The organism is Mycobacterium sp., from assembly GCF_049683935.1.
Classification (GTDB): domain Bacteria; phylum Actinomycetota; class Actinomycetes; order Mycobacteriales; family Mycobacteriaceae; genus Mycobacterium.
This window is the reverse complement of sequence record NZ_JBAUJR010000121.1, coordinates 1-25161: the sequence shown is the minus strand read 5'-3', so window position 1 is coordinate 25161 and position 25161 is coordinate 1. Positions and strand designations below refer to the sequence as shown.

Here is a 25161-nt window from a genome sequence, read left to right as displayed (position 1 = left end):
GTGCGGCGCCGGCTGCGACGCCGGTTGAGCCCGGCCGATCCGGCGCTTGCCAGCACCGTGTTCGGGGTGCGATTCCCGGGGCCGATGGGGCTGGCGGCCGGCTTCGACAAGGACGGGCTCGGCGTGCACACCTGGGGTGCGCTGGGGTTCGGATACGCGGAGATGGGAACCGTGACCGCGAAGCCACAGCCCGGCAACCCGGCCCCGCGGATGTTCCGGCTGCCGGCCGACCGCGCGTTGCTGAACCGGATGGGATTCAACAACCATGGCGCCGGCGCCCTTGCGGTGCAGCTCACCCGCCGCAGCGCCGACGTGCCGATCGGCGTCAACATCGGCAAGACGAAGGTCACGCCGGCCGAATCGGCGGCCGAGGACTACGCCGAGAGCGCCCGGCTCCTCGGACCGCTGGCGGCGTATCTGGTGGTGAACGTGAGCTCGCCGAACACCCCCGGTCTGCGTGACCTGCAGTCGGTCGAATCGCTGCGCCCCATCCTGAGCGCAGTGCTCGCCGAGACGTCCACACCGGTTCTGGTCAAGATCGCACCCGACCTCGCCGATCATGATATCGACGAAATCGCCGACCTCGCAGTCGAACTCGGCCTCGCCGGAATCGTCGCGACCAACACCACCGTGTCCCGAGCCGGGTTGGCGACCCCGGGAGTCGAGGACCTGGGTCCCGGCGGAATCTCTGGACCTCCGGTGGCCCGGCGCTCCGCGGAGGTGCTCCGCCGGCTCTACCGGCGGGTGGGCGACCGGTTGGTGCTGATCAGCGCCGGCGGCATCGAGAACGCTGACGACGCATGGGAGCGCATCGTCAGCGGCGCCTCGTTGCTACAGGGCTACACCGGTTTCGTCTACGGCGGCGGGCTGTGGGCCAAGACGATTCACGACGGTCTCGCCCAACGCCTGCGCGAAAACGGGTTCACCAGCCTCAGTGAGGCTGTCGGGTCGGCGGAGCGTTAGTTCTGCTCGTAGGTGCCCGTGATCAGTGCGCGGGCGATGGCATGGCCGAACAGGTTGAAGCCGAGGTATGCCGGGGTGCCCTCGGCGGGCACGTCGAGCTTCTCGACGTCGACGGCGTGCACGGCGACGATGTAGCGGTGTGTGCCGTGCCCGGCCGGCGGGGCCGCGCCGATGAACCGCGTCAGGCCTGCGTCGTTGGCCAACGTGACTGCGTCGCCGGGAAAGCCCTGGCTGCTGCCATCGCCGACACCGGCGGGCAGTTCTGTGACCGTTGCAGGCAGGTTGAACACCGCCCAGTGCCAGAACCCCGAGGCCGTCGGCGCATCCGGATCGAAGACGGTGACGGCGAAACTGCGGGTCTCCTCGGGAAAGCCAGACCAGCTCAGCTGCGGCGAGATGTCCGACCCGCCGGCCCCCATGATGCCGCTGACCTGGTCGTTGCCCCACGGTTGGCCGTCGGTGAACGATTCGGAGGTCACCGTGAACGTGGGCAGCTCAGGGAGGAAATCGTAGGGGTTGTAGTCAAAGGCCATGGAAGCCAGTCCTTTCCAGAGTCGGTTGATGGTCGGGCGGTGGACTCAGCAGTGCAGTAGGAAATGCTCCAGAACCTGCGCGCCGAAGGTCAACGCGTCAACGGGTACCCGCTCGTCGACGCCGTGGAACAACGCGGCGAAATCCAGGTCGGGCGGCAACCTCAGCGGCGCGAAGCCGAAGCAGCGAATACCCAAGCGGGCGAAATGTTTTGCATCGGTTCCCCCGGACAGCATGTAGGGCACGGTGCGAGCCTCGGGGTCGGCGGACAGGATCGCGGCGTTCATCGCCTCGAGCAGCTCGCCGTCGAAAGGAGTCTCGTAGGAGGGCAGTTCAGTGATCCACTCGCGGGACACGTCGGGGCCGATGATCTCGTCGATCTCGCGTTCGAAGTCGGCCATCCGGCCCGGCAGCACGCGGCAGTCGACGACGGCCTCGGCTGTTGCGGGGATGACGTTGGCCTTGTATCCGGCCTTGAGCATCGTCGGGTTGGCGGTGTCGCGCAACGTCGCGCCCACGATCTTGGCGATCGACCCGAGTTTGGCCACCGCACCGTCGATGTCGGGCGAGGCCGGATCGAAGGTGTATCCCGTCTCTTCGGTCACCGCGGCCAGGAACTGCTCGACCGATTCGGTCAGCACGATCGGGAACCGGTGGCGTCCCAGTCGGGCCACCGCTTCGGCGACAGCGGTGACGGCATTCTCGTCGTGCACCATCGACCCGTGGCCGGCGCGTCCCCGAGCGGTGAGCCGCATCCACAGCATTCCCTTTTCGGCGGTCTCGATGAGGTAGAGGCGGCGCTCTCCGCCTTCACGACGCGGCACCGTCAGTGAGAATCCGCCGACCTCACCGACCGCCTCGGTGACGCCGTCGAACAGGTCGGGCCGATTCTCGACAAGCCACTTGCACCCGTAGTTGCCACCGGCCTCCTCGTCGGAGACGAACGCAAAAACCAGATCGCGGGGCGGCACGGTTCCCGACCGCATGAAATGGCGGGCGACCGCGATGATCATGCCGACCATGTCCTTCATGTCGACCGCGCCGCGGCCCCACACATAGCCGTTCTCGACGGCGCCGGAGAACGGGTGCACGCTCCAATCGGAGGCCTCGGCAGGCACCACGTCGAGGTGGCCGTGCAACATCAGCGCACCGCGTGTCGGATCAGCGCCCTTGAGTCGGGCGAACACATTCCCTCGGCCCGGCGCACCGGCCTCGATGTACTCGGTCTGCAGTCCGACTTCCTCGAGTTGCTCGGCCACCCAGCGGGCACAGTCGGCCTCACCTTTGGTGGTGGCCAGGTCACCGGTGTTGGAGGTGTCGAAACGGATGAGCGAGCTCACCAGGTCGACGACCTCATCGCTGGGGGTCAGGGGAGCACTCACAGTCCCTTTCCTACCACTCGTGGGTCGTCCGGGTTTTGGCCCGGGGCCGCTGATCCGATAACCTAAGCTGCCTTCGAACCGGTCCGAGTGGCGGAATGGCAGACGCGCTAGCTTGAGGTGCTAGTGCCCTATTAACGGGCGTGGGGGTTCAAGTCCCCCCTCGGACACAATTTCGACTCAGTACACATCGCGCACGTAGCGCTTGGCGGCGACGAGTTCACGCTTGTGGTCGCGGGCCGCGTCCGCGCTCATGCCCCCGTGCGTCCGGATGATCTCGGTCAGCGCGTCGTCGACGTCCTTCGCCATCCTCTCGGCGTCTCCGCAGACGTAGAAGTGCGCGCCGTCCTCGAGCCAGCGCCACACATCGGCGCCGTAGTCGAGCATCTTGTGCTGCACGTAGACGCGCTGTGCCTGATCACGGGAGAACGCGAGGTCCAGACGATTCAGGAAACCGTCATCAACCATGTCCATCAGATCGTCGCGGTAATAGAAGTTCTGTGCCCGGTGCTGATCGCCGAAGAACAACCAGTTGGGACCGGAGTGACCGAGTGCGCGGCGTTCCTGGAGGAAGCCGCGGAACGGCGCGATCCCGGTGCCCGGCCCCACCATGATCATCGGGGTCTGGGAGTCCTGCGGGGGGCCGAAGTGGGGCGAGCGCTGAAGAAACACCGGCACCGGGGTGCAGTCCGGCAGATCGGCGAGATACGTCGATGCGACACCGCCGCGCGGACCGCCGTCGGGACCCCTGTATCGCACCACCGACACCGTCAACTGGACTTCGTGAGGACTGACAAGAGGACTCGAGGAGATCGAGTACTGCCGGGGCGTCAGCCGCACCAGCACCTCCTGCCAGAGTTCCGGGTTTGCACGGACCGCGAATTCGCGGACCAGGTCGAGTCCGTTGCGGTTGGACAACCACTTGTCGAGCTCACCACGATCCTTGCGAAGCCGCTTGGCGGCCTGGGGATCCGCGCAGTGCTCGGTGACGAATCCGACCAGGTTCGATGTCACCTTGCACACGTCGTAGTGCGACGCCAGAGCGTGCCGCAGCGAGATGGCGGCGCCGTCGACGACAACGGATTCGTCGCCGGTCAATCCGGTTGCCGTGAGCCATGTCTCGACCACCAGATCCGAATTGCGGATGTAGACGCCCAGTGAGTCACCCGCGGAGTAGGTGACGTCGTGGCCGCTGATGTCGAACCCGAACTGCCGCACGTCCTTGGCGGCTCCGTCCGGGGTCAGCCGGGTGTTGCGGCACAACGGCGCGGCCACCGGGTACGCGCGGGTGAATGGCGCAGACGCCGCGGGGACCGGGGCTGGCTCGGGCGTGGTCTCCGTCGTGGTACCGGGGCGGCCCGACGGTGCGGCGATCACCTCGACCACCGAGTCCGCCCATCGGGCCAGCGGTTGGTCCTCGTACGCTTCACATTCAGCGCGCTCGAGGACCCTGGTGGCACCCAGATCCGCCAACCGGGAGTCGAGCGCTTTGGCGTGCCCACAGAAGTTGTCATAGGACCGATCGCCGATGCCGAGCACCATGAATCGCACGCCGGCCAGTGACGGCGCCTGCGGTGACTCCAGGCGTTCCCAGAAGTCGGCGCCGTTGTCCGGTGGCCCGCCGTCGCCGAACGTGCTGGTGACGACGGCGACCTCGCCCGCCGCGGCGAGATCGGACAGCGCTACCTCGTCCATCGCCGCCACCCGGGCACCGTGGAAGCGGTCGCCCAGCCTGCCCGCGAACTCCTCGGCGTTTCCGGTCTGCGACGCCCACAGCACCAGCGGTCCCGTGCGAACCGCGTCGACGGCGACGGATGAGCCCATACCGAGCCGAGAGAACCTGCCCGCAAGCAATCCGTCGACCCACAGTCGGGCGGACACCCCGATCGGTGCGTCCACGGGCAGCACCGGCACGCCGGGAACACCCTCTTCCACACCTGCGAAGAACCCTGACAGATAGAGCTTTTCGCTTTCGGTCAGCGCGGGTGTCTCCGCAGGCATCGATGCCGCAGCGGTCACCGGAACCGGGGTGAGCCGCACCGCACACACCTTGAACTCCGGCTGCAACGAGACCGGGTCGACGGCGTCGTTGGTGACGGCGTTGATCGTCAGGTTCTCCCCGTGTTCGTCGTTCCAGTGGAACGGCACCCAGGTGTTGCCCGGCAGGACCCGGTCGGTGACGACAGCGGGCAACACCGCGCGTCCGCGTCGTGAGGTCACCTCGATCTCACGGCCATCGGAAACACCCAGTGCGGCAGCGTCGTCGGGATGGATCTCCACCGACGGCGCTTTGTTGAGCTTGTTGAGCTTGGCCACCTTTCCGGTCTTGGTCATGGTGTGCCACTGGTGCTGCAACCGGCCGGTATTGAGAATCATCGGGTAGTCGTCGTCGGGGAGCTCGGCGGCGTCCATATGCGGGCGCGGATGGAACACCGCACGCCGCGACGGGGTGGCAAAAGCCAGTCGCGGCTGATGCCCGGCCGCGTCGATGAACAGCTCTTGCGAGATCCCGTTGTTGAGGTACCGGACCGGGTGGCGATCCGCCAGATCCTCAGGCGGGCATGGCCATTGCACAGGGGTTTCGCGCAGCCTCTCGTAGCTGATACCGCGCAGGTCGTACCCGGTGCCGGGATTGTGGAACCCGCGGATCTCGTCGAAGATCTGCTCACTGGATTTGTAGCCGAAGTCGTCCCCGAACCCGAGGTGGTTGGCCACACCGCAGATCAGCTCCCAGTCCGGTCGCGCATCTCCGGCAGGAGGGATCGACTGCTGCATCAGGGTGAGATTGCGATCGGAGTTGACCATCACCGCGTCGGCCTCTGCCCACAGCGTCGCCGGAAGCATGATGTCGGCATAACGATTGGTCGCGGTGTCGATGTAGGCATCCTGGGTGATGACGAGCTCCGCGGCCGACAGCCCCTCGATGACCGTTTCCCGATTAGCCACAGAGGCAATGGGATTAGTGCAGATGACCCACACGGCTTTGATCTGACCGCTGCCGAGTTGCCGGAACATCTCGATGGTGCCGGGACCGACGTCGCTCCGGATGGTGCCGGGTTCCAGTTCCCACCGCTCTTCGACGAACGCGCGATCGTCGGCGGACAACACTGCGCGTTGGCCGGGCAGACCCGGCCCCATGTAACCCATTTCGCGGCCGCCCATGGCGTTGGGCTGACCCGTCAGCGACATCGGACCGCTACCGGGCCGACAGATGGCACCGGTGGCCAGATGCAGATTGCAGATGGCGTTGGTGTTCCAGGTGCCGTGGACGCTCTGGTTGAGGCCCATCGTCCAGCAGGTCATCCACTCCCCTGCCTCAGCGATCATCGCTGCGGCGGTGCGGATGTCCGCCTCGTCCAGACCGGTGATCTCGGCAACCCGATCCGGCGGATAGTCGACCAGGAAGTCCGGCATCACCTCCCAACCCTCGGTGTGCTCGGCGATGAAATCCGCGTCGATGGCCCCGTCGACCACCAGCAGATGCAGGATCCCGTTCAGCAGCGCCAGATCGGTGCCGGGACGGATCTGCAGGAACAGGTCGGCCTTGTCGGCGGTGGTGGTCCGGCGCGGATCCACGACGATCAGTTTGGCGCCGGCCTTGAGACGGTCGGCCATCCGCAGGAACAGGATCGGATGGCAGTCGGCCATGTTGGAACCGATCACGAAGAACAGGTCCGTGCAGTCGAAGTCGGTGTAGGAACCCGGCGGCCCGTCCGATCCCAGCGATTGCTTGAATCCGGTACCGGCGCTGGCCATACACAGCCGCGAGTTCGACTCGATGTGCACGGTGCGCAGGAATCCCTTGGCCAGCTTGGTGGCCAGATACTGCGACTCGATCGACATCTGACCCGAGACGTACAGCGCCACCGCGTCGGGACCGTGCTCGTCGACGATCGCACGCAACCGGCGACCCGCCTCAGCCAGCGCGTCATCCACATCGGCGGCCACCGGGTCGGCGTCGCGGGCCGGTCGCAGCAACGCCGTGGTCAACCGGCCATCGGTCGCAGCCATCATCTCCGCATGGGTGGCACCCTTGGTGCAGAGTCTGCCGAAGTTGGTGGGGTGCAGCTTGTCCCCGGACACCTTCGCGATCACCGGCACGCCCGATGCGGGGTCGGTGCGGGTCTCCACGGAGATCCCGCACCCGACCCCGCAGTACGAACAGGCGGTGCGTGTCGTCATGCCTTCGCTGCGGACCTTCAGACGCCGGCCTGCGCCATCCGGCTACCTTTGCGAAGGTAGAAGTACCAGGTCACGACAAGCAGCACGAGGAAGAACCCGACGTAGAACTGCAGGGCCGGTTCGATGTTGCCGAACTGGGATTTCGCCCAGGCGTATGCGAGCGGGACGATGAACCCGCCGAACGCGCCGATCGACGAGATGACACCCAGTGCGCCGGCAGCCTGCCGCCGCATGTGCAGCATGGTCAACGGATCGCCGCCGGCGTCTTCGCCCTTGACCCGGAAGATCTTCGAGATCATCCGATAGGTGGAGCCGTTGCCGATACCGGTGGCGATGAACAGGAACATGAACGCGATGAAGAACACCGGCATGCTCTTGGCCTGCACGGACCAGAGTGCTCCGGCAGCGCCGACCGCCAGCATGATGAAGCTCAGCGCGGTGATCCGCGCGCCGCCGTGCCGATCCGACAGCTTCCCGCCGAGCGGACGTGCGATCGACCCGATCAGCGCGCCGAGAAACGCCCAGGTCAGCGCGATATCGCCACGATCGAACACTGCTTTGAGCAGGGTCGGAAACGCAGCCGAGTATCCGATGAACGAGCCGAAGGTGCCGATGTAGAGCAGGGACATCACCCAGGTGTCGGGGTGGCGCAGTGACTGCCACACCGGTTTGACGTCGGCTTTGGCCTCGGTCAGGTTGTTCATGAACAGGAATGCGCACACAGCCGCGGCCACCGCGAACGGCACGTAGAAGAGCCCCGCGAGCGACAGGGTGACTCCGGCCCCGATGGTGACGACGAGGGGAATCACTTTCTGCGCCACCGCGACACCGATGTTGCCTCCCGCGGCGTTGAGTCCGAGTGCCCAACCCTTCTCGTTCTCCGGGTAGAAGAACGAGATGTTGGCCATCGACGAGGCGAAGTTGCCGCCACCGAAGCCTGCGGTACCGGCAACGAGCAGCAGCAGCCAGAACGGGGTGGTCGGATCGCCTACCACCCAGGCCAATCCGAGACACGGGATCAGCAGCAGCAGCGCCGAGATCACGGTCCAGTTCCGTCCCCCGAACACCGGGACCGCAAAAGTGTAGGGAAGCCGCAGAAACGCTCCCACGCCGCTCGGCACCGCAACCAGCCACAGCGCCTGTGACGTCGTCAAGGCCCAGCCCGACGCGGCAGCGGATCCATCGGCGCCCGCCGTCATCTGTACGACCACGATGCTCCACAGCAGCCACACCGAGAATCCGATGTGCTCGGCGAAGATGGAGTAGATCAGATTTCGGCGTGCAACGGGTTTGCCGACGCTGGACCAGAATTCGGGGTCCTCCGGACGCCAATCGTCGATCCAGTGTTTGCCGCGATGCTGTCCCGGCGCGCCCGGTTCCGCCGACGCGACAGCCCCGGTCGACTCGCTGTCCGTAACGGTCATGATGACTCCTGTGGTGGATTCAGTCCGAGGTGATCGATGCCGTTGCCGGCCGCGGTGCCGGCGCATCGGGCCCGAGCTGCGACGGTGCTTTCGGGCTTGCCCTCAAGGTGTACTGCCTGGGCATTCCGCATCCGTTGCACGTGGGTGACCGCAAGGAAAACACGACCTCACACCGCAGGTCAGCTCACCGTGAGACCGCCGGCAGGTGATCAGGGGGATGCACGGGCGACTTGCGGACGAAACCGACTGGAAACACGCGGCTTCTAGCTTCGAGCCATGTCCGACGGAAGTAGTCCCCGGTTCCTGCAAGGCGCGTTCGACTTCGAGGGCAGCGGCTACGACAAACCGCTGCCGCTCGACGAGTCGCTGCGCTATGTGGTGCCCGCCGGCGCCACCACCCAGCCCGTCTACTTCCGCGGGGGCAACTCCACGAAGCAGATGGTCACCGTGGTGCTGTTCCGTGACGGAATCCCGATGCGCTACTTCCCCATCGCCGCCAAGGGGGCCACCCACGTGGCGCTGCGGGTGGTCGAGGATCTGCTCGCCGACACCGTGCTCGAACTCTACGTCGCGGCACCCGACGGGGTGCGGGGCACCGTGGTCATCGACCTGGGACTCGTGGAGGTCTGATGCAACGCCTGGTGGTGGTCGGCAACGGGATGGCCGGAATCCGCGCCATCGAGGAGGTCGTCGCAAGGCAGGCGAGCGGAGTCAGCGTCGAGAACTTCCAGATCACGGTGTTCGGTGACGAACCGTATGGCAACTACAACCGCATCCTGTTATCGAACGTGCTTGCCGGACTGGATGATCCGGCAGAGATCTATCTGAACACGCTGGACTGGTACTCCGACAACAACATCGACCTCCGCGCCGGGGTCCGCGTCGTACGCATCGACACCTACGCGCATCTGGTGCACGCCGACGACGGGACCTCGCTGCGTTACGACAAGCTGATCCTCGCCACCGGAAGTCGTTCGTTCTTCCCGCCGATGGCCGGACTCTGGGCCGACAACAAGACCCTGGCCGACGGTGTCTTCGGTTTCCGGACCCTCGACGACACCTCGACGATGATCGCCGAAGCCGGAAACCGCACCAAGGCCGTCGTCATCGGTGGCGGCCTCCTGGGTCTCGAAGCGGCGCGGGGACTGCAGAGTCGGGGACTCACCGTCGACGTCGTGCACGCGGGTCCGACCTTGATGAACGCTCAACTCGACGATCCGGCGGGCTCGATCCTGCGCAAGTCGTTGGAATCGTTGGGAATCGGGGTGCACACCGAGAAGCGCACAACCGAGGTGACCGTCAGCGACGGTCGACTCACCGGCATCACCTTCTCCGATGGCACACTGCTGGACTGCGACATGCTGGTCATCGCCACCGGCATCCGGCCCAACGTCGGCCTGGCGCAACGAGCCGGGCTGACCGTCGAACGAGCCATCGTCACCGACGACCACATGCGCTCGATCGACGACGACGACATCTACGTCGTGGGCGAGTGTGCCCAGCACCGCGGCCAGGTCTACGGCTTGGTGGCACCGCTGTGGGAACAGGCCAAGGTGCTGGCCGATCACCTGACCGGAGCCGACCGGGGCGCGGCCTATCACGGTTCCCGGGTCGCCACGAAGCTGAAGGTCGCGGGCGTCGATGTCGCCTCGATGGGCATCAAGGGCCCCGAACATCCCGACGACGAGTTCGTCCAGTACTCCGAACCGAAACACGGCGTGTACAAGACCGTGGTGATCCGCGACGGAAAGTTGGTGGGCGCCACCCTGGTCGGAGACGTATCCAAGGTGTCGTTCCTGACCCAGGCATTCGACAGCGGCCTGCCGCTGCCCGATGAGCGGGTTGCGCTGATGTTCGACATCGGCACACCCGAGGTCGGTGTCGGCGTGGCCGAACTCGCCGACGATGCGCAGGTCTGCAACTGCAACGGCGTATCCAAAGGCGCGCTGGTGACCTGCGTGCGCGACGGCGAGTCGTCGGTGTCCGGCGTGATGGCGAAGACCAAAGCCGGAAAGGGCTGCGGCTCCTGCAAGGAACTGGTCTGTCAGGTTGTCGAGTGGGCGGCCGGCGGAGCGGTCACCGAGGATCCGTCGGCGTCGTGGTACGTGCCCGCGGTCCCCTACGACAAGCCGACCTTGATGCACCACATCCGCGAACTCGGGTTGCATTCGGTGTCCTCGGTGTTCGCGGCCCTCGCACCGGACGGCAAGGAGGACGCGGGTTCCAAGATGGCGCTGGCATCGCTGCTCGAGACGATGTGGGCCGACGAGTTCGTCGACGAACGTGACGCCCGGTTCATCAACGACCGCGTGCACGCCAACATCCAGCGAGACGGCACGTTCTCGGTGGTGCCACAGATGAAAGGCGGGGTCACCGACGTCGCACAGTTGCGCAAGATCGCCGACGTCGCGGAGAAGTACGAGATCCCCATGATCAAGCTGACGGGCGGCCAGCGCATCGACCTGCTCGGTGTTCGCAAGGAGGATCTGCCGAAGGTGTGGGCGGATCTCGACATGCCGTCGGGATACGCCTACGGCAAGAGTTTCCGGACCGTCAAAACCTGTGTGGGTAGCGATTTCTGCCGCTACGGCGTCGGCGACTCGACCGCGCTGGGCATCGCGATCGAGGAGCGCTACCAGGGACTGGCCAGCCCAGCGAAGCTGAAACTGGCCGTCACCGGCTGCCCCCGCAACTGCGCCGAGGCGCTCTGCAAGGATCTCGGGGTGGTCGCGGTGGACGGCGGCCGCTGGGAGATCTACGTCGGGGGTGCGGCCGGCGCCCATGTCCGCAAGGGCGACCTACTCGCCACCGTCGAGGACGCCCAGACGGTGATCACACTGGCGGGGCGTTTCATGCAGTACTACCGCGAGAGCGCCAACTGGCTGGAACGCACCTACAAGTTCGTCCCCCGGGTGGGCATCGAGCACCTGCGCGCCGTCCTGGTCGACGACTCCGACGGCCTGGCAGCGGGCCTGGACGAGCGGATGCAGAAGTCGGTGGACGCCTACCGCGATCCATGGCAGGACGGCCGGGAACCGGCGTCGGAAGGACAGTTTCGGCCGTCGCTGCCGTTGCTGCCGCTCCCCCTGGTGCCGGTGCGATGAGCGGGGTGTCTTTCGTTGAGACTGCACCCACGGCGGTGATTGTGGTGAAAACACCGCCGTGGGCGCAGTCTCAACACCTGAGGGAGTGCAGATGAGCGGCGTCGAGGTCGGGCACCTGGACGAGATTCCGGTCGGAGAGGGCCGGACCTTCGCCATAGGCGACAACCAGATCGCGGTCTTCCGGCTGCGCGACGGATCGCTGCGGGCCATCGACGCCGTGTGTCCGCACAAGGGCGGGCCGCTGGCCGACGGTTTGGCCGACGACCGGGTGATCGTCTGCCCGTTGCACGGACATACCTTCGACATGTGCACGGGCAGTGAAGTTTCCGGGGCTGCGATGTCGGTGCGCAGTTATCCGGTTGAGGTGGTGGACGGCACCATCCACGTCAGTCCTCGTCGGGTTTGACCGCCAGGACGGGCTTGGGGCACTCCAGGATCAACTTCTGCGCCACGCTGCCGAGCAGCAACTTCCCGACCGGGCTGCGGTGCCGGATGCCGACGACCAGCAGCTGCGCACTGTCACGCGCCATCGCGGCCAACAGTTCGTCGACGGCGTCGACGCCCACTGGCTGGACGAGCTCGAACTGCACCCCGCATTCGGCCAGCCGGGCTTCGACATCGTGCACCTCGGCTCCCCCGGCGAACCGTGAGTCGACATACGACTCACCTGATGTGGCGTTGATGACGAACAGGTTGGTGTCGCGCAGCTTGGCCTCGGCGATGCCGTGTTCGAGTGCGGCGTGGCCGTACTTGTCTGCGGTGTAACCGACGACGATCATTATTTCTCCTCCGGCAAGCCGTCGTCGGTCATCTGCTCCTCCGGCAAGCCGTCGTCGGTGATCACGCCCGGCCTGCCTTCTGCTTCTGGTCTTTGTCGTCCTCGACGATCAACAGACTCTCCTCACTGCGATTCATCAACTTCAGGACCAGCGGAGCCAACAGAAGCAGCGCCATGATGATGTAGGTGCCGATGGCCACCGGCTCCCTGAACAGCGACATCCAGTCACCGCCACCGAGCTGCAGGCTCTGCCGCAACTGCCGTTCGACGCGCGGGCCGAGAATGACGCCGATGATCAACGGCAGCACCGGAAGGCCGAAGCGGCGCATCATCAGGCCCATCAACCCGAAGATCAATAGCAGCACCAGATCCAGCGGCTGCAGGTTCACCGCGAAGGCGCCGAGTGTCGCGAAGAACAGGATCCCTGCATACAGGTACGGACGCGGGGTTCGGAGCAGCTTGGCCCACAGTGGCGCCAACGGCAGGTTCAAGGCCAGCAGCAGGAAGTTGCCGATGAACAGGCTCGCGATCAACGTCCAGATCAGCAGCGGTTCCTTGTCGAACAGCGTCGGGCCCGGCTGGATGCCGTAGGACACGAAGGCTGTCAGCATCACCGCCGCGGTCGCGTTGGTGGGCAGCCCCAGCGACAGCATCGGCACCAAAGTGCCTGCCGCCGAGGCATTGTTGGCAGCCTCCGGTCCCGCGACGCCCTCGATGGCGCCCTTGCCGAACTCCTCGGGATGCTTCGTCAGCTTCTTCTCGGTGATGTAGCTCAGGAACGTCGGGAGCTCCGCACCGCCGGCCGGCAACGCACCGAACGGGAAACCGTAGGCGGTGCCCCGCAGCCAGGGCTTCCAGGAACGTTTCCAGTCCTCTTTGCCCATCCAGGGCCGGCCGACCGGGATGACTTCGGCCGGTCGTCGCCGCAGATGTGCGGCCACCCACAACGCCTCACCGAGTGCGAAGACGGCCACCGCGATCACCACGATGTCGATCCCGTCGGACAGCAAAGGCATGCCGAACGTGGCGCGCGGTTGACCGGTCAGCGAGTCGATCCCGACGACGCCGATCGCGAGTCCGAGCAGCAGGGAGATCACGCCGCGCATCTTCGAAGAGCCCAGCACCGCGGTCACCGCGACGAGCGCGAACAACATGATCGCGAGGTATGACGGTGCACCCAGCGTGACAGCGAATCGGGATACCGCGGGCGCAAAAGCCGCCAGTAGCGCGGTGCCGATAGCCCCGGCGACGAATGACCCGATCGCCGCCGTGGCCAGCGCTTGGGCGGCTCGCCCAGCCTTCGCCATCTTGTTGCCCTCGAGGGCGGTGATCACCGACGATGATTCACCCGGTGTGTTGAGCAGGATCGAGGTGGTCGAGCCGCCGTACATCCCGCCGTAGAAGATGCCGGCGAACATGATGAACGCCGCACTGGGGCTGACGTTGTAGGTGATCGGCAGCAGCAGCGCCACCGTCATGGCCGGGCCGATGCCGGGTAGCACGCCGACGGCGGTACCCAGCAGAACGCCGATCACCGCGTAGAGCAGGTTCATCGGGGTGGCCGCCTCGGCGAACCCCTGCATGAGCCAGTCGAAGTTCTCCATTTACAGAATCCCATCCAAGATGCCTGCGGGCAGCGGGATTCCGAGCCCAGAGTAAAACGCATAGAAGCTGGCGATCGCCAGCACCGTGCCGATCGCGATGTTGCGCACGTAATGGTTGCTGCCCAGCACGGTGGCGCAGCCGGCGAAGAAGAGCGCGCTGGCGATCACCCAACCCAGCGGTTGTACGAGCACGATGAGCGCAACGAACAGCCCGACGAGCAGTCCGACCGTGCGCCAATCACTCGGCATATCGGGATCGATGTCCTCGCCCGCGTCCGCCTCGCCCTTGTATCCGCGCGGGATCGCGATCGCCAGGACGACCGCCATGGCGAGCAGGCCGATACCGATGGTGATCGGAAAGAAGCGCGGCCCAACGGGATCCACTTCGGCGTAACCCCCGGGCATCGACAGCCCGTCGTAGACGAGGAATGCGCCCACCGCGACCATCACCGCGCAGACGATGTACTGCGCGTAGTCGGGCCGTACGTGGGCGGCGGCCGCCTTCTCGATCTGGGCGTCGTTCGTGTCGGTGCTCATACCAGCCCCAGATCGGTCAGCGTCGTCTCGACGCGCTCATCCTGCTCGGTGAGGAAATCCTCGAATGCCTGGCCGGTCATGAAGGCGTCACTCCAACCGTTCTTCACCAGCGCCTCCTTCCATGCGTCTGTGGCGTGCAGTTCTTCCAGGATCGCCACCATTGCCTGTCGGTCCTCGTCCGAAATGCCGGGCGGTGCAAGGACTCCCCGCCAGTTGGTGAACGTGAGATCGATACCGGCCTCGGTGAGAGTCGGCGCGTCGATGCCTTCGACCCGCTCTTCGCCGGAGACCGCGAGCACCCGCACCTGACCCGACTCGATCTGGTCGACGTATTCGCCGAGCCCTGAGGTGCCTGCCGCGATCTTGTTGCCCAGCAACGCAGTCAGCAGGTCGCCGCCACCGTCATAGGAGACGAAGTTGACCTTGGTGGGGTCCACGTCGACGACCTTGGCTGTCTCCATCGGAAACAGATGGTCGGGGCCGCCGGGGCTCGAACCCCCACCGATCGTCACCTTCGTCGGGTCGGCCTTCCATGCGTCGACAAAGTCCTGAACGGTCTGGAACGGCGAGTCGGCCGGAACCAGGATGCCTTCCTGCTCCTCGACGATCTTCGCCAGCGCGGTGGCGTCCGAGGCGCGCGCGCTCGACCCATTGGTGAAGACGGCTCCGACGACGCCGAGGCCCATCATCATCATCAGGTCGCCGTTGCCGCGTTCGTTCATCAACCGGGCCATGGCGACGGTGCCGCCGGCCCCGATCACGTTGAAGACTTCGACGCGCCCGGTGATGTCCTGGTCTTCCATGATCTTGACCGCCGTACGGGCCGTGAGGTCATAGCCACCGCCCGGACTGTTCGGCACCATCATTCGAAGCCGGTGAAGTCCGGTCTCCTCACCGCGGGTCACCCCACAGCCAGAAAGGCACAGCGCGGCGATGATGGCCATGATCACGCCTGCGGACACGCGGCGTCGGCCTGTTGCGAACAATGTCGTCCCCAATGTCGTCCCCAATCGCTTATTTGTGATGCTCGGCAATACTGGACCCACGCAGTGACTCAGGTCACTGATATGGACGCAAAGGAAGTAGTGGACATTAAGAACATCTCGTCGGCGCGAAGCGCAGTCGTGGGGCTGCTGCGGGGACGCAGCTTGGCCGGGCAGTTCCTGGTATTCCAGCTGATGGTTGTCGCGGTCGTTCTCATCGCCGTCGCCGCGGTCTCGGTCGCCCAATCCACCAGCGAGTTCCGCCAGGTCCGCGGACAGCGCATGATCGCGGTTGCCGAGAACATGGCCTCCACGCCGATCGTGCGGGACCGCTACGCCGATCCGTTCGCGGCGCGAACGCTCGCCGCCGACGTGGACCGCGCGGTCGCGCTCTCGGGAGCCACCCTCGCCGAATTACTCGGGCCCGACGGAACCGTGCGGGCCTCGTCGGTGCCGACGCGTGTCGGCGCGTGTCGGCGCGCAGATGGATCTGGGGCCGAGCCGGGCCGACGAAGGCCGAGCGTGGTTCGGCGATGCCGACATCGACGGAATCCACAGTCTGGTCGGCCAGGTGCCGGTCCTCTCGAGCGACGGCGACGTGCTCGCCATCGCGTCGGTCAGCGAGGGCTACCCGTCCGCCTGGACCCTGCTCGGCGGGGCCGGTGAACGACTGCTCGTCTACCTGGGACTGGGTGCGGCGCTGGGCCTGGTGGCGTCGTGGCTGCTGTCGCGGCGGATCAAAAGGCACACCCGGGGGTTGGAGGTGACCGAGATCGCGAGTCTCGCCGATCACCGGGAGGCGCTGTTGCACAGCATCCGCGAAGGCGTGATCGGGGTGAGCAACGACGGTGACATCACCGTGCTCAACGACAGCGCGCAGGAACTTCTCGGCGTGACCGGCGAGGCGGTCGGCCACCCGGTCAACACCGCCGGCATCGACCCGGCTGTGGTGTCGTTCCTTGTGTCGGACGAGGACGGTCGCGGTGGCGGGCCCGCCCAGGACACGGTGATCGCGACACGGACGAAGGTGCTGGCATTGAGCAGGCGGGCGGCCACGAGCCAGGGCCAGCGGATCGGCACCGTGACGACGATGCGGGACAGTACCGAACTCGCCGCGCTGCAAGGGCAGTTGTCGTCACACAAGAGCGTGACCGACACCCTGCGGGCGCAGACACACGAGTTCGCCAACCAGTTGCACACGATATCGGGGCTGGTTCAGCTCGGTGAGTATGATGCGGTCCGTGATCTGGTGGGCACCTTGACACGTCGGCGTGCGGAGATCAGTGACGCCGTGACACAACGGATCTCCGATCCCGCGGTGGCTGCGCTGTTGATCGCGAAAACGTCGCTGGCTGCCGAGAGCGGAGTGGCGCTGACGCTGGATCCGACCTCGCATCTCACGCCGCTTGACCCTGCGTTGGCCACCGACGTGATCACGTTGTTGGGCAACCTCATCGACAATGCGGTGGAGGTGTCGGTGGGTTCCCCGGATGCGCGCGTCTCGGTGGCGATCGACGATCTCGACGGGCTGGCGATCTCGGTGCTCGATTCGGGACCGGGTGTCCCGGAGCATCTGCGCGAGTCGATCTTCGCCCGCGGTGTCACCTCCAAGCCGGATGTCCCGGGCGGTCGGGGAATTGGGCTGGCTCTGGTTCGTCTGGTCACCGCCCAGCATGGCGGAACCGTCGACGTTTGTGATGCCCCTGAAGGTGGCGCGCTGTTCCTGGTCCGACTCACTCCGTCGGTGAACAGCCATGCGTGACGTCCTCGTTGTGGACGACGACTTCATGGTCGCCGAGATCCACCGCCGCTTCGTCGACCACGTTGATGGATTCCGGACCATCGGTGTAGCGCGCACCGGCGCCGAAGCGCTGACCGCGGCGCGGGAACTGCAGCCCCAGTTGATTCTGCTGGATGTCTACCTTCCCGATATGGCAGGCCTGGATGTGTTGCAGCGCTTGCGATCTACCGGAGACCGTGTGGGTGTCATCATGATCACCGCAGCGCGGGAGCTGGACACTGTGAGCGGGGCACTCGACGGTGGCGCGGCCGACTACCTGATCAAGCCCTTCGAGTTTCCCCAGTTGCAGGCCAAGCTACAGGCTTTCGCGACGCGGGCGGACGCCTTGGAGACATCGGGTGGTGCCGACCAGTCGTTGATCGACTCGCTGTTCGGTGGCCCGTCGGTGTCGAAGCTGCTTCCCAAAGGCCTCGGTGCGGAGACCGGTGAACTCGTGATCGCCGCGGTTCGCAACGCCGGAGAGGTATCGGCTGCCGAATGCGCTGACCTGGTGGGCATTTCGCGTGTCAGCGCACGCCGCTACCTCGAGCACTTCCTCAGCACCGGGACGGTCGAGTTGCGGCTGCAGTACGGAATCGGCCGACCCGAGCGCCGCTACAGAATCGCGCACTAGGTGTGCCGCGATAACTAGGCGGCGTCGAAGGTGATGAGGTCGATGCTGAGTCGGCCTTCAAGGAGGCTCAGCCGTCGTCGGGTGGGTGGTCCGGGTAGTGGTGGGGCGGTGGACTGATATGTCGCTCCGGTCGGGGTGCTGAACTGCGCAACGTGCTCGCCTTCACGCTGTTCGGTGGTGACTGTCCAGCCGGGGGCTTCTTTGGTGTAGTTGCAGGCCGCACAGCCCCCGAGTCCGTTGCATGCGCTGGTCTCACCGCCCACTCGGACCGGGGTGGCGTGGTCGTGGTGGCGGATCGGGGCATCACAGTACGGCGTGCGGCATCTCTGATCGCGGATCCCGATGAACGCGGCCAACCCTTTCGGGAAGATCCGGGATCGTGATTCCATCGCCACCAACTGCCCCGAGCGCGGATGACGGTAGAGCCGCCGCAGCGTCGCTTTGGTGTCCTTGTCGGCCACCGCGTCACCGGTCAGTGTGCGCGCGAACCCCGCCGGGATCGGCCCGTACCCATCGAGCCACGCCGGTTCCTCATCGTCACCGGCCAGCGTGGAATCGGCCATCACCATGTTCAACGCCACCGGCACCGGCGTGGCCGCCGAGCGTCCGGTGACCCGCTCATAGACGGTGTCGGCCATCACCTGTCCCCGCGACCGCCCGTCGAATGTGACGTCGGCCTGCCGCTTCAGCGCGGCATACACCGCCACCCCCTGCGCCACCGGCAGCAACGCAGACACCCAGGTCATGGTGTCGGGCGCCGGGCGGATCGTCACACACCGATCCCCGGCCGCCTTGGCGGCGCGCTCGACCACCGCCGCCGCGTCCAGACGCAGCGCGATCTTCTTGGCCTCGGCTTCGACCCGGTTGTTGCCCCACCCGATTAGCCGCGACATATCCGCGCACAACTCGTTGTCCAACTCGCGGCGATGTTCCACCGACAGGCAGGCCGATTCGCGCACGATCAGCGTGGCCCGCCACTCCGAGAGCACCCCGGCCTCCAACGCCGCCAACGTGTGCGGCATCTCATGGACCAGCGCATTCGCGAAACCCAGATGCTGATTACCCTTGACCGGAGCTTCATGGCGCGCCAGTGCCACCTCCGAGGCCAACCCCTTACCCCGCTTGGTCTTCGGTACCCCGGCCGCCTGCTCCGCGGCGCGGCGCTTTTCGGCCCACAACGCAGTCGCTCGCGCTTGGGCGGCCGCGGCCGCCGATTTCACTTGCTCGAAGTGCTCGACCTGCGCCCGCAGCTGCGCCTCACCCGCCCCGGGATCGACGTCGAACAAATTTTCGAACATGAACCCACGCTAGCCCACCCCTCTGACATTGATGCTGTTAAACGGGTTCGGGTGAAGATGGTCTTGCTCGTTCGCCGCCGGTGATGACACACGCTCCGACTGACGACAAGGACGCCCCTGAAATAAGTAGCGGCCGACCGAAAGACCAGTAGCCGACCACTGCAGGTACTGCCCGGCACTCGGGCCAGGCTCGTCGTCAACGGCACCGCCCACTGCAAGGGGAGACAACATGTCTGTCGACCAGATCCGGGGGACCGTCTTCGACGCCGACCTTCCGACCATTGCCTACGAACACGCTGAAAGCGCCGACGAAGCGCACCGCCTGATCGGCGCGGCCCGACACCAGGGACCGATCGCCATCGGACCGCACGGCCCCGAGGTCCTGAGCTACGAACTCGTCCGAACCGTGCTGCGCGACGACAGATTTCTGATGCCCGTTGGCGGTGCGCTCCCCGCTCAGGGCATCACCTCCGGGGAACTGTGGGACATCGTCGTCTCCGGACTGCTCAGCCTCGACGGGCCGACGCACCACCGCCAGCGCAAACTCGTCGCCAAGGCATTCACGCCGAGAGCCGCCGGCCGCCTGCGCAACACGTGCGCCGATATCATCGCCGACCTGACCTACCGGGTAACCGAGAACGGCCGGTGTGATGTCGTCTCCGACATCACCAGGCAATATCCGATCCCGATCATCTGCGAGCTTCTCGGCACCCGACGGGAAGACTGGAACCTGTTCTCCGAGTGGGCCGACGACATCTTCAAGGTGTTCGACTGGAACGTCGTCGAGGACGGACCCGACATCGTGCGGGCCTGGCGGGCACTGGAATCCCATCTCGACGCCATGGTCGCGAGCCGCCGCGATGGGCTCACCGACGACCTGCTGTCGGACATGATGCGCGCCGAGATCGACGGCGATCGGCTGAGCCACCAGGAACTCCTGACGCTCGCCGCAACATTGCTGATGGCCGGAACCGACACCACGCGCAACCAGTTGGCAGCCGCGGTGGAGGTGTTCTGCGATCACCCGGACCAGTGGGCACTGCTGGCCGAACACCCTGAACTCGCACCTCAGGCCGTCGAAGAAGCGATGAGGTACGCGCCGGTCATCTTCAGCACGCTGCGAGTCGCCGTCGACGACGTCGAGCTCGCCGGATACACGGTGCCTGCGGGCACCCTGGTGATCGCCAACACCGCGGCGGCCAACCGCGATCCGGAGGTCTACCCCAACCCCGACCGATTCGACATCACCCGCGCGGATGCACCCGCAATGCTCACTTTCGGCGGCGGAGTCCACTACTGCCTCGGCTCGCACCTCGCGCGTATCGAGCTCACCGAGGCGCTGACCCTCATGTCCCGCCGTATGCCGTCGATCCGGCGCAGCGGTCCGGCACGGTGGAAGCCGATCACCGGCATCAGCGGACCGGCAGCGCTGCCGATCGCCTTCGACTGCGGATACTGAGGCCGACCCAGGACACCACGACCGCCACGAAGGCGAGCACCTGGATCGCTGTCGCCCACTCGGCCGGATAGAGCACTCCGGTGAGGTAGTGGTCGATGAAGCCCGCCGGCGGCAACTCCCCCAGCCCGGCGCCTGCTCGGGCGTAGCGCTCGAGATCTGTCAACGGACACGGCAGGCCGACGGTGAGGCTCGCCGCACCCCACACCACGGCGGCGATGTGCCACCCGATGGTGGCCGGCCAGCGCCACGCCACGAAACCTCCGACGACCAGATAGCAGAGGAACACCGAGTGCAGCGCGACCGTGAGGACCACCACGATCGTGTAGGGAAGTGCGCCAAACGAATCCATGCCTTCTGCCATGGTAACTGCGTTCAGCTGCCGGGGCGCGCGCGGTCTGCCAGGATCCGGGCATGCCCACCTTGCGTCGTCTCACCGCAGCGGTCTGCACATTTGCATTGCTCACTGCCTGTGCACCGGCGCCGATCAGCAGCGACGGGTCCGCCTTTGGCACGGACTCGGCGCAGGCGGACAGGGTCATGCGCATCGTGCGGGACGCGATGACGCGGGACCACCTCAAGGCGGTCATCGTCCGGGTCACGGTCGACGGCCGGGAAGTGGTCACCGCAGCCGTCGGCGAGTCGATGACCGGGGTGCCCGCCTCCCCGACGATGCACTTCCGCAACGGCGCGGTCGCCATTTCCTACGTGGCTACCCTGCTGCTCATCCTGGCCGAGGACGAGACGGTGAGCCTCGACGACACGCTGTCGACGTGGTTGCCCGAGGTGCCGCACGCCGATCGGGTGACGCTGCGGCAACTCGCCCAGATGACTTCTGGATATGTCGATTACGTGATCGGCAACACCGCGATGAACGACGCGCTGTTCGCCGATCCGTTCCGCGCATGGACCACCGACGACCTCCTCGGCTACGCGACCTCCGAGCCCTTGCTCTACGAACCGGGCACCAACTGGAACTATTCGCACACCAACTACATCTTGCTGGGACTGGCGCTCGAGAAGGCCACCGGCGAACAGATCTCGGATCTGCTGTCCGACAGGATCCTTCGCCCATTAGGTCTGACGAACACGGCGGCATCGCAGACCGCGGCGATCCCGGCGCCGGCATTGCACGCATTCACCTCGGAACGCCGCCAGGCACTCGGAATCCCACCAACGACACCGTTCTACGAAGAGTCGACGTTCTGGAATCCGTCCTGGACCATCACCCACGGGGCGGTTCAGACCTCGAACATCTATGACCTCGAAGCGACCGCCGTGGGGATCGGCACCGGCAAGCTCCTGCGCCCGGAGTCCTATGCACAGATGGTGTCGACCGAATTGCGGGGCAAGACGCGCGCCCAGTCCGGCTGCGCCACCTGCATGGAGATGACCGAGGGCTACACCTACGGGCTCGGGGTCGTCATCTCCGGCAACTGGCTGCTGCAGAACCCGATGTTCGCCGGATATGCAGCTGTCGAGGCCTACCTGCCCACCCAGAAGATCGCCATCGCCGTCGCCACCACGTTCGCCCCCGCGGCGTTCGACGAGCAGGGCAACTATTCCAACGGAGCCGAGACGCTGTTCCGCACGATCGGTGCCGCGTTGGCCCCCGACGATGCACCGCCGATGCCGCCGCCCAGATAATGGTCCCCGTGGCACCCAAGGTTCTGTTTCTGCGCAATGAGCACATGGCAACCGAGGCACTGCTCGGTGAGGCGTTCGCCGAGGAGGGTTTTGACGTCGAGACGTTCGAGGTGGTCCCCGCCGAACGGATCAACGATCCGGCCGGACACGTCGAGTTCCCCGACCCGACCGGATACGACGTGATCGTCCCGCTCGGCGCGACCTGGCCGGTGTACAACGAAGCACTGCGCAGCACCTGGGTCGGTGACGAGATGCAGATGATGCGCGATGCGGCCGACGGCGGCACGGCATTGCTCGGAGTGTGTTTCGGCGGCCAGTTGCTGGCGCAGACCTTCGGCGGCACGGTGGCACGCTCGCCGCACCCGGAGATCGGCTGGTACGACGTGGCCAGCGACCGGCCTGACCTCGTGCCCGGCGGACCGTGGTTCCAGTGGCATTTCGACCGGTGGACGCTGCCGCCCGGGTCGACGGAGATCGCCAGGACCGCGCACGCGTCGCAGGCGTTTGTGCTCGGGCGGGCGATGGCATTGCAGTTCCACCCGGAGGTCGACACCGAGCTACTGGCGGTCTGGCTGGCCGCTGATCATCACGGTGATGTCGCCGCCGCCGGCCTGACCCACGACGAAGTGCTCACCCGCACAGCTGAACTCGCCGACGACGCCGGGGTGCGGATCCGTGCGCTGGTGCGTGGCTTCCTGACCTATGTGAACAGTCAGCCTCGACCCAGTTGATGGGACAGGGCGTCGCCGACGTCCGGATGCCGGAAGCGGTGGCCGAGCGCCGACAACTTGGACGGCACGACCCGCTGACTCGCCTCGGCGAGCTCACGGGCGCCCTGCTCCCCCAGCAGCACCCGTGGCCCGATCGACGGGACGGGCAGGATCGCCGGCCGATGCAGCACCCGGGCCAGTTCACGGGTGTATTCGGAGTTGCGCACGGGGTCGGGTCCGACCGCGTTGACCGGCCCGCTGAGGCGCTCGTCGTAGAGCGCCCGATAGTAGACGTCGAGCATGTCGTCCAGACCGATCCAGGACAGCCACTGCTTGCCGCTACCCACGCGGCCCCCGAGGCCCGCCGCGAACAGCGGGCGCAGCAGACGGAGCGTTCCACCCGCGGCGGCCTGCACGATCCCGGTCCGCACCTTCACCACCCTGAGCCCGGCGTCGGCGGCGGGCGTCGTCGCCGCCTCCCAGTCTGCGACCACGTCGGCGAGAAACCCGTCGCCGCGGGTGCTGTCCTCGGTCAGTTGGGTGTCCCCGCGGTCGAACCCGTAGAAACCGACCGCTGACGCGCTGACGAACGTGCGCGGCCCGTCCTCGGCGGTCGCGGCCGCCTCCGCGAGGAGCCGCGTCGGTTCGATCCGGCTGTCCCTGATCGCGGCACGGTGCCCGTCGGTGAAGCGGCCCGCTATCGACGCTCCGGCCAGGTGCACCACGGCGTCGACGCCGTCGAGCAGACCCTTCGCCGGATCCTGCGGATTCCACAGCCGTTCGTCGTCGCCGTGCGCAGACTGCCGGACCAGCTTGATCACCCGGTGACCGCCCGTGGTCAGAAACGCGCTCAGCGCGGACCCGACCAAGCCGGAAGCACCGGTCATGGCGATCACCATCGGCGTGCTGCTCGCCTCGCGAGCTTCACGGTGGGCGGCCAGATCGTCGACGAGTTGGCGCTGCCGGTAGACGAAGGTCGCCTTCAGACCGGCAGCCGGAACGACGGTCTCGACCTCGTCGCAGATCCGGGTGCCCGCGCCGTCGTCACTGAAGGTGTGCGTGTGTCGCCAGCCACCGATGACCCGGGGCGGCCAGGACGCGGGACCACTCGACGCCAACTCGTCGGCGAAGCGGCTACCCGCGATGTACGCCGACGGGTCGTGCCGGGCAATCCACCGCAACCCGGCAGGTAGGCCGAGGACCGCGACCCCGTCGGCCAGTGAGTCCGCCTCCTCCACCACGGTCATGGGCTGCCAGGGCGGCACCAGCCGACGCATCGCCCCGGGCCGGGTGTGCCATTCCCACACCTGGTCGCGCGGATGGTCGATGACACTTTCGTACGCGATGCCCATGCAAGCAGCCCCTGCTCTTCCGTCGTTGGTAGTCATTCGTCGCCGTGCTGACAGGAGATTGCCCGGATGCACCCCGGGTATCACCTCGACGGACGAGACTGTGATCACCGGACGAAGACTGAGTTATGAGTGCCACCCGACGAACGTTTCGAGACCGCCGCGAGGCAGGCAGGTTCCTGGCGGACAAGCTTGCCCACTACCGCGGGCGTGACGATCTCCAGGTGCTGGGCCTGGCCCGTGGCGGCGTGCCGGTCGGCTGGGAGGTCGCGTCGTTCCTGCAGGCTCCGCTGGACGTGTGCCTGGTGCGCAAGCTCGGCGTTCCGCAGTGGCCGGAACTTGCGATGGGAGCGGTGGCCACCGGGGGCGGCGTGGTCCTCAACGACGACCTGCTGGCAAGTCTGGACATCAGCGACGAACAGATCCACGCCACCATCACCCGCGAGACCACCGAGCTACACCGCCGCGAACAGGTGTATCGCGCCGGCCGGGGTGCGCTGCTGCTGGCCGGACGCACGGTGATCCTGGTCGACGACGGAATCGCGACCGGAGCCAGCATGACCGCAGCGGTCCGGTCGGTGCGCAGCACCGGCCCGGCTCACATCGTGGTCGCGGTGCCGGTGGGGCCCGCATCGGTGTGCCGACGGCTGCGCGCCGACGCCGATGCCGTGGTGTGTTCGACGACGCCGCGCGACTTCCGGGCGGTGGGTCAGGTGTACGAGGATTTCCACCAGGTCAGCGACGACGAGGTGCGCGACTTGCTGGCCACGCCGACCGTCGATCGCGCCACCACGGACAGGTG

The 25161-nt window shown here is 66.4% G+C and carries 20 protein-coding genes, 1 tRNA gene and 1 pseudogene; 11 read left to right on the top strand and 11 right to left on the bottom strand.

What is annotated here, in order from left to right; translation table 11 throughout:
- Positions 1 to 963: quinone-dependent dihydroorotate dehydrogenase (locus WA965_RS07440; RefSeq protein ID WP_526447290.1), on the top strand; the 963-nt coding region annotated here is incomplete at its 5' end.
- Here the strand turns inward: WA965_RS07440 and WA965_RS07435 are convergent.
- Together WA965_RS07435 and WA965_RS07430 are read right to left on the bottom strand one after the other, a co-directional pair.
- Positions 960 to 1496 carry a YbhB/YbcL family Raf kinase inhibitor-like protein gene (locus WA965_RS07435; protein ID WP_526295717.1) on the bottom strand — a complete coding sequence of 179 codons (537 nt, stop codon included), beginning with the start codon at positions 1494 to 1496 and terminating at the stop codon, positions 960 to 962. The genes WA965_RS07440 and WA965_RS07435 overlap by 4 nt on opposite strands.
- 45 nt (positions 1497 to 1541) lie before the next feature.
- On the bottom strand, positions 1542 to 2876 hold the full coding sequence (locus WA965_RS07430) for a M20/M25/M40 family metallo-hydrolase (RefSeq protein ID WP_526295715.1): 1335 nt from the start codon (positions 2874 to 2876) through the stop codon (positions 1542 to 1544).
- 81 nt (positions 2877 to 2957) lie between these two features.
- Between WA965_RS07430 and WA965_RS07425 the strand changes: the two genes are divergently transcribed.
- Positions 2958 to 3043, top strand: a tRNA-Leu gene (locus WA965_RS07425).
- Between the two features lie 10 nt (positions 3044 to 3053).
- On the opposite strand, the gene WA965_RS07420 is transcribed toward WA965_RS07425, so the two are convergent.
- Positions 3054 to 7055 (bottom strand): bifunctional nitrate reductase/sulfite reductase flavoprotein subunit alpha, encoded by a 4002-nt coding sequence (locus WA965_RS07420; protein WP_526295713.1) that lies wholly within the window; start codon positions 7053 to 7055, stop codon positions 3054 to 3056.
- Between the two features lie 17 nt (positions 7056 to 7072).
- Entirely contained in the window at positions 7073 to 8479 is a 1407-nt protein-coding gene (locus WA965_RS07415) for a NarK family nitrate/nitrite MFS transporter (protein WP_526295711.1), read from the bottom strand.
- A 276-nt stretch (positions 8480 to 8755) separates the two neighbouring features.
- On the opposite strand from WA965_RS07415, the gene WA965_RS07410 reads away from it, so the two are divergent.
- The 3 genes from WA965_RS07410 (at position 8756) to nirD (ending at position 11989) form a co-directional block, all read left to right on the top strand.
- The gene (locus WA965_RS07410) at positions 8756 to 9109 is read left to right on the top strand and encodes a molybdopterin oxidoreductase (RefSeq protein ID WP_526295709.1); all 354 of its coding nucleotides are present in this window, start codon (positions 8756 to 8758) and stop codon (positions 9107 to 9109) included.
- Positions 9109 to 11583 (top strand): nitrite reductase large subunit NirB, encoded by a 2475-nt coding sequence (nirB, locus tag WA965_RS07405; RefSeq protein WP_526295707.1) that lies wholly within the window; start codon positions 9109 to 9111, stop codon positions 11581 to 11583. The genes WA965_RS07410 and nirB overlap by 1 nt, the downstream gene beginning before the upstream one ends.
- 91 nt (positions 11584 to 11674) lie before the next feature.
- Complete coding sequence (gene nirD / locus WA965_RS07400) at positions 11675 to 11989, top strand: nitrite reductase small subunit NirD (protein WP_526295705.1); 315 nt, start codon at positions 11675 to 11677, stop codon at positions 11987 to 11989.
- Here the strand turns inward: nirD and WA965_RS07395 are convergent.
- The 4 genes from WA965_RS07395 to WA965_RS07380 form a co-directional block, all read right to left on the bottom strand.
- Positions 11970 to 12362, bottom strand: a complete 393-nt coding sequence (locus WA965_RS07395; protein ID WP_526295703.1) for a universal stress protein — start codon at positions 12360 to 12362, stop codon at positions 11970 to 11972. The two genes, nirD and WA965_RS07395, sit on opposite strands and share 20 nt — an antisense overlap.
- A 61-nt stretch (positions 12363 to 12423) precedes the next feature.
- Positions 12424 to 13965, bottom strand: a complete 1542-nt coding sequence (locus WA965_RS07390) for a tripartite tricarboxylate transporter permease (RefSeq protein WP_526295701.1) — start codon at positions 13963 to 13965, stop codon at positions 12424 to 12426.
- Positions 13966 to 14502, bottom strand: coding sequence for a tripartite tricarboxylate transporter TctB family protein (locus WA965_RS07385; protein WP_526295699.1), 537 nt, complete (start codon positions 14500 to 14502; stop codon positions 13966 to 13968).
- A complete protein-coding gene (locus tag WA965_RS07380) occupies positions 14499 to 15446 on the bottom strand; it encodes a Bug family tripartite tricarboxylate transporter substrate binding protein (protein ID WP_526295697.1) in 948 nt (315 codons plus the stop codon). Before WA965_RS07380 ends, WA965_RS07385 begins: the two co-directional genes overlap by 4 nt.
- A 123-nt stretch (positions 15447 to 15569) precedes the next feature.
- On the opposite strand from WA965_RS07380, the pseudogene WA965_RS07375 reads away from it, so the two are divergent.
- Positions 15570 to 17247: pseudogene (locus tag WA965_RS07375) on the top strand (sensor histidine kinase).
- Complete coding sequence (locus tag WA965_RS07370; protein ID WP_526295695.1) at positions 17240 to 17899, top strand: response regulator; 660 nt, start codon at positions 17240 to 17242, stop codon at positions 17897 to 17899. Before WA965_RS07375 ends, WA965_RS07370 begins: the two are co-directional and overlap by 8 nt.
- A gap of 14 nt (positions 17900 to 17913) precedes the next feature.
- Here WA965_RS07370 and WA965_RS07365 read toward each other — a convergent pair whose 3' ends face one another.
- Positions 17914 to 19197 (bottom strand): DUF222 domain-containing protein, encoded by a 1284-nt coding sequence (locus WA965_RS07365; protein ID WP_526447288.1) that lies wholly within the window; start codon positions 19195 to 19197, stop codon positions 17914 to 17916.
- A 229-nt stretch (positions 19198 to 19426) separates the two neighbouring features.
- On the opposite strand from WA965_RS07365, the gene WA965_RS07360 reads away from it, so the two are divergent.
- On the top strand, positions 19427 to 20656 hold the full coding sequence (locus WA965_RS07360; protein ID WP_526294130.1) for a cytochrome P450: 1230 nt from the start codon (positions 19427 to 19429) through the stop codon (positions 20654 to 20656).
- Here WA965_RS07360 and WA965_RS07355 read toward each other — a convergent pair.
- On the bottom strand, positions 20610 to 21005 hold the full coding sequence (locus WA965_RS07355; protein ID WP_526294131.1) for a DUF2784 family protein: 396 nt from the start codon (positions 21003 to 21005) through the stop codon (positions 20610 to 20612). The genes WA965_RS07360 and WA965_RS07355 overlap by 47 nt on opposite strands.
- A gap of 62 nt (positions 21006 to 21067) precedes the next feature.
- On the opposite strand from WA965_RS07355, the gene WA965_RS07350 reads away from it, so the two are divergent.
- Positions 21068 to 22300 carry a serine hydrolase domain-containing protein gene (locus tag WA965_RS07350; RefSeq protein WP_526294132.1) on the top strand — a complete coding sequence of 411 codons (1233 nt, stop codon included), beginning with the start codon at positions 21068 to 21070 and terminating at the stop codon, positions 22298 to 22300.
- Positions 22300 to 23031, top strand: a complete 732-nt coding sequence (locus tag WA965_RS07345) for a type 1 glutamine amidotransferase (protein WP_526294133.1) — start codon at positions 22300 to 22302, stop codon at positions 23029 to 23031. The genes WA965_RS07350 and WA965_RS07345 overlap by 1 nt, the downstream gene beginning before the upstream one ends.
- On the opposite strand, the gene WA965_RS07340 is transcribed toward WA965_RS07345, so the two are convergent.
- Entirely contained in the window at positions 23013 to 24362 is a 1350-nt protein-coding gene (locus WA965_RS07340; protein WP_526294134.1) for a TIGR01777 family oxidoreductase, read from the bottom strand. The two genes, WA965_RS07345 and WA965_RS07340, sit on opposite strands and share 19 nt — an antisense overlap.
- A 125-nt stretch (positions 24363 to 24487) precedes the next feature.
- Between WA965_RS07340 and WA965_RS07335 the strand changes: the two genes are divergently transcribed.
- A partial coding sequence (locus WA965_RS07335; protein ID WP_526294135.1) for a phosphoribosyltransferase occupies positions 24488 to 25161 on the top strand: 674 nt, incomplete at its 3' end.

What these genes read in the sequence shown, in the direction of transcription:
- WA965_RS07435 (WP_526295717.1), bottom strand. Translation starts at nt 1,496, where the DNA reads ATGGCCTTTGACTACAACCCCTACGATTTCCTCCCTGAGCTGCCCACG.
- WA965_RS07420 (WP_526295713.1), bottom strand. Translation starts at nt 7,055, where the DNA reads ATGACGACACGCACCGCCTGTTCGTACTGCGGGGTCGGGTGCGGGATC.
- WA965_RS07415 (WP_526295711.1), bottom strand. Translation starts at nt 8,479, where the DNA reads ATGACCGTTACGGACAGCGAGTCGACCGGGGCTGTCGCGTCGGCGGAA.
- WA965_RS07410 (WP_526295709.1), top strand. Translation starts at nt 8,756, where the DNA reads ATGTCCGACGGAAGTAGTCCCCGGTTCCTGCAAGGCGCGTTCGACTTC.
- nirB (WP_526295707.1), top strand. Translation starts at nt 9,109, where the DNA reads ATGCAACGCCTGGTGGTGGTCGGCAACGGGATGGCCGGAATCCGCGCC.
- nirD (WP_526295705.1), top strand. Translation starts at nt 11,675, where the DNA reads ATGAGCGGCGTCGAGGTCGGGCACCTGGACGAGATTCCGGTCGGAGAG.
- WA965_RS07395 (WP_526295703.1), bottom strand. Translation starts at nt 12,362, where the DNA reads ATGATCGTCGTCGGTTACACCGCAGACAAGTACGGCCACGCCGCACTC.
- WA965_RS07390 (WP_526295701.1), bottom strand. Translation starts at nt 13,965, where the DNA reads ATGGAGAACTTCGACTGGCTCATGCAGGGGTTCGCCGAGGCGGCCACC.
- WA965_RS07385 (WP_526295699.1), bottom strand. Translation starts at nt 14,502, where the DNA reads ATGAGCACCGACACGAACGACGCCCAGATCGAGAAGGCGGCCGCCGCC.
- WA965_RS07380 (WP_526295697.1), bottom strand. Translation starts at nt 15,446, where the DNA reads ATGGCCATCATCGCCGCGCTGTGCCTTTCTGGCTGTGGGGTGACCCGC.
- WA965_RS07370 (WP_526295695.1), top strand. Translation starts at nt 17,240, where the DNA reads ATGCGTGACGTCCTCGTTGTGGACGACGACTTCATGGTCGCCGAGATC.
- WA965_RS07365 (WP_526447288.1), bottom strand. Translation starts at nt 19,197, where the DNA reads ATGTTCGAAAATTTGTTCGACGTCGATCCCGGGGCGGGTGAGGCGCAG.
- WA965_RS07360 (WP_526294130.1), top strand. Translation starts at nt 19,427, where the DNA reads ATGTCTGTCGACCAGATCCGGGGGACCGTCTTCGACGCCGACCTTCCG.
- WA965_RS07355 (WP_526294131.1), bottom strand. Translation starts at nt 21,005, where the DNA reads ATGGATTCGTTTGGCGCACTTCCCTACACGATCGTGGTGGTCCTCACG.
- WA965_RS07350 (WP_526294132.1), top strand. Translation starts at nt 21,068, where the DNA reads ATGCCCACCTTGCGTCGTCTCACCGCAGCGGTCTGCACATTTGCATTG.
- WA965_RS07345 (WP_526294133.1), top strand. Translation starts at nt 22,300, where the DNA reads ATGGTCCCCGTGGCACCCAAGGTTCTGTTTCTGCGCAATGAGCACATG.
- WA965_RS07340 (WP_526294134.1), bottom strand. Translation starts at nt 24,362, where the DNA reads ATGGGCATCGCGTACGAAAGTGTCATCGACCATCCGCGCGACCAGGTG.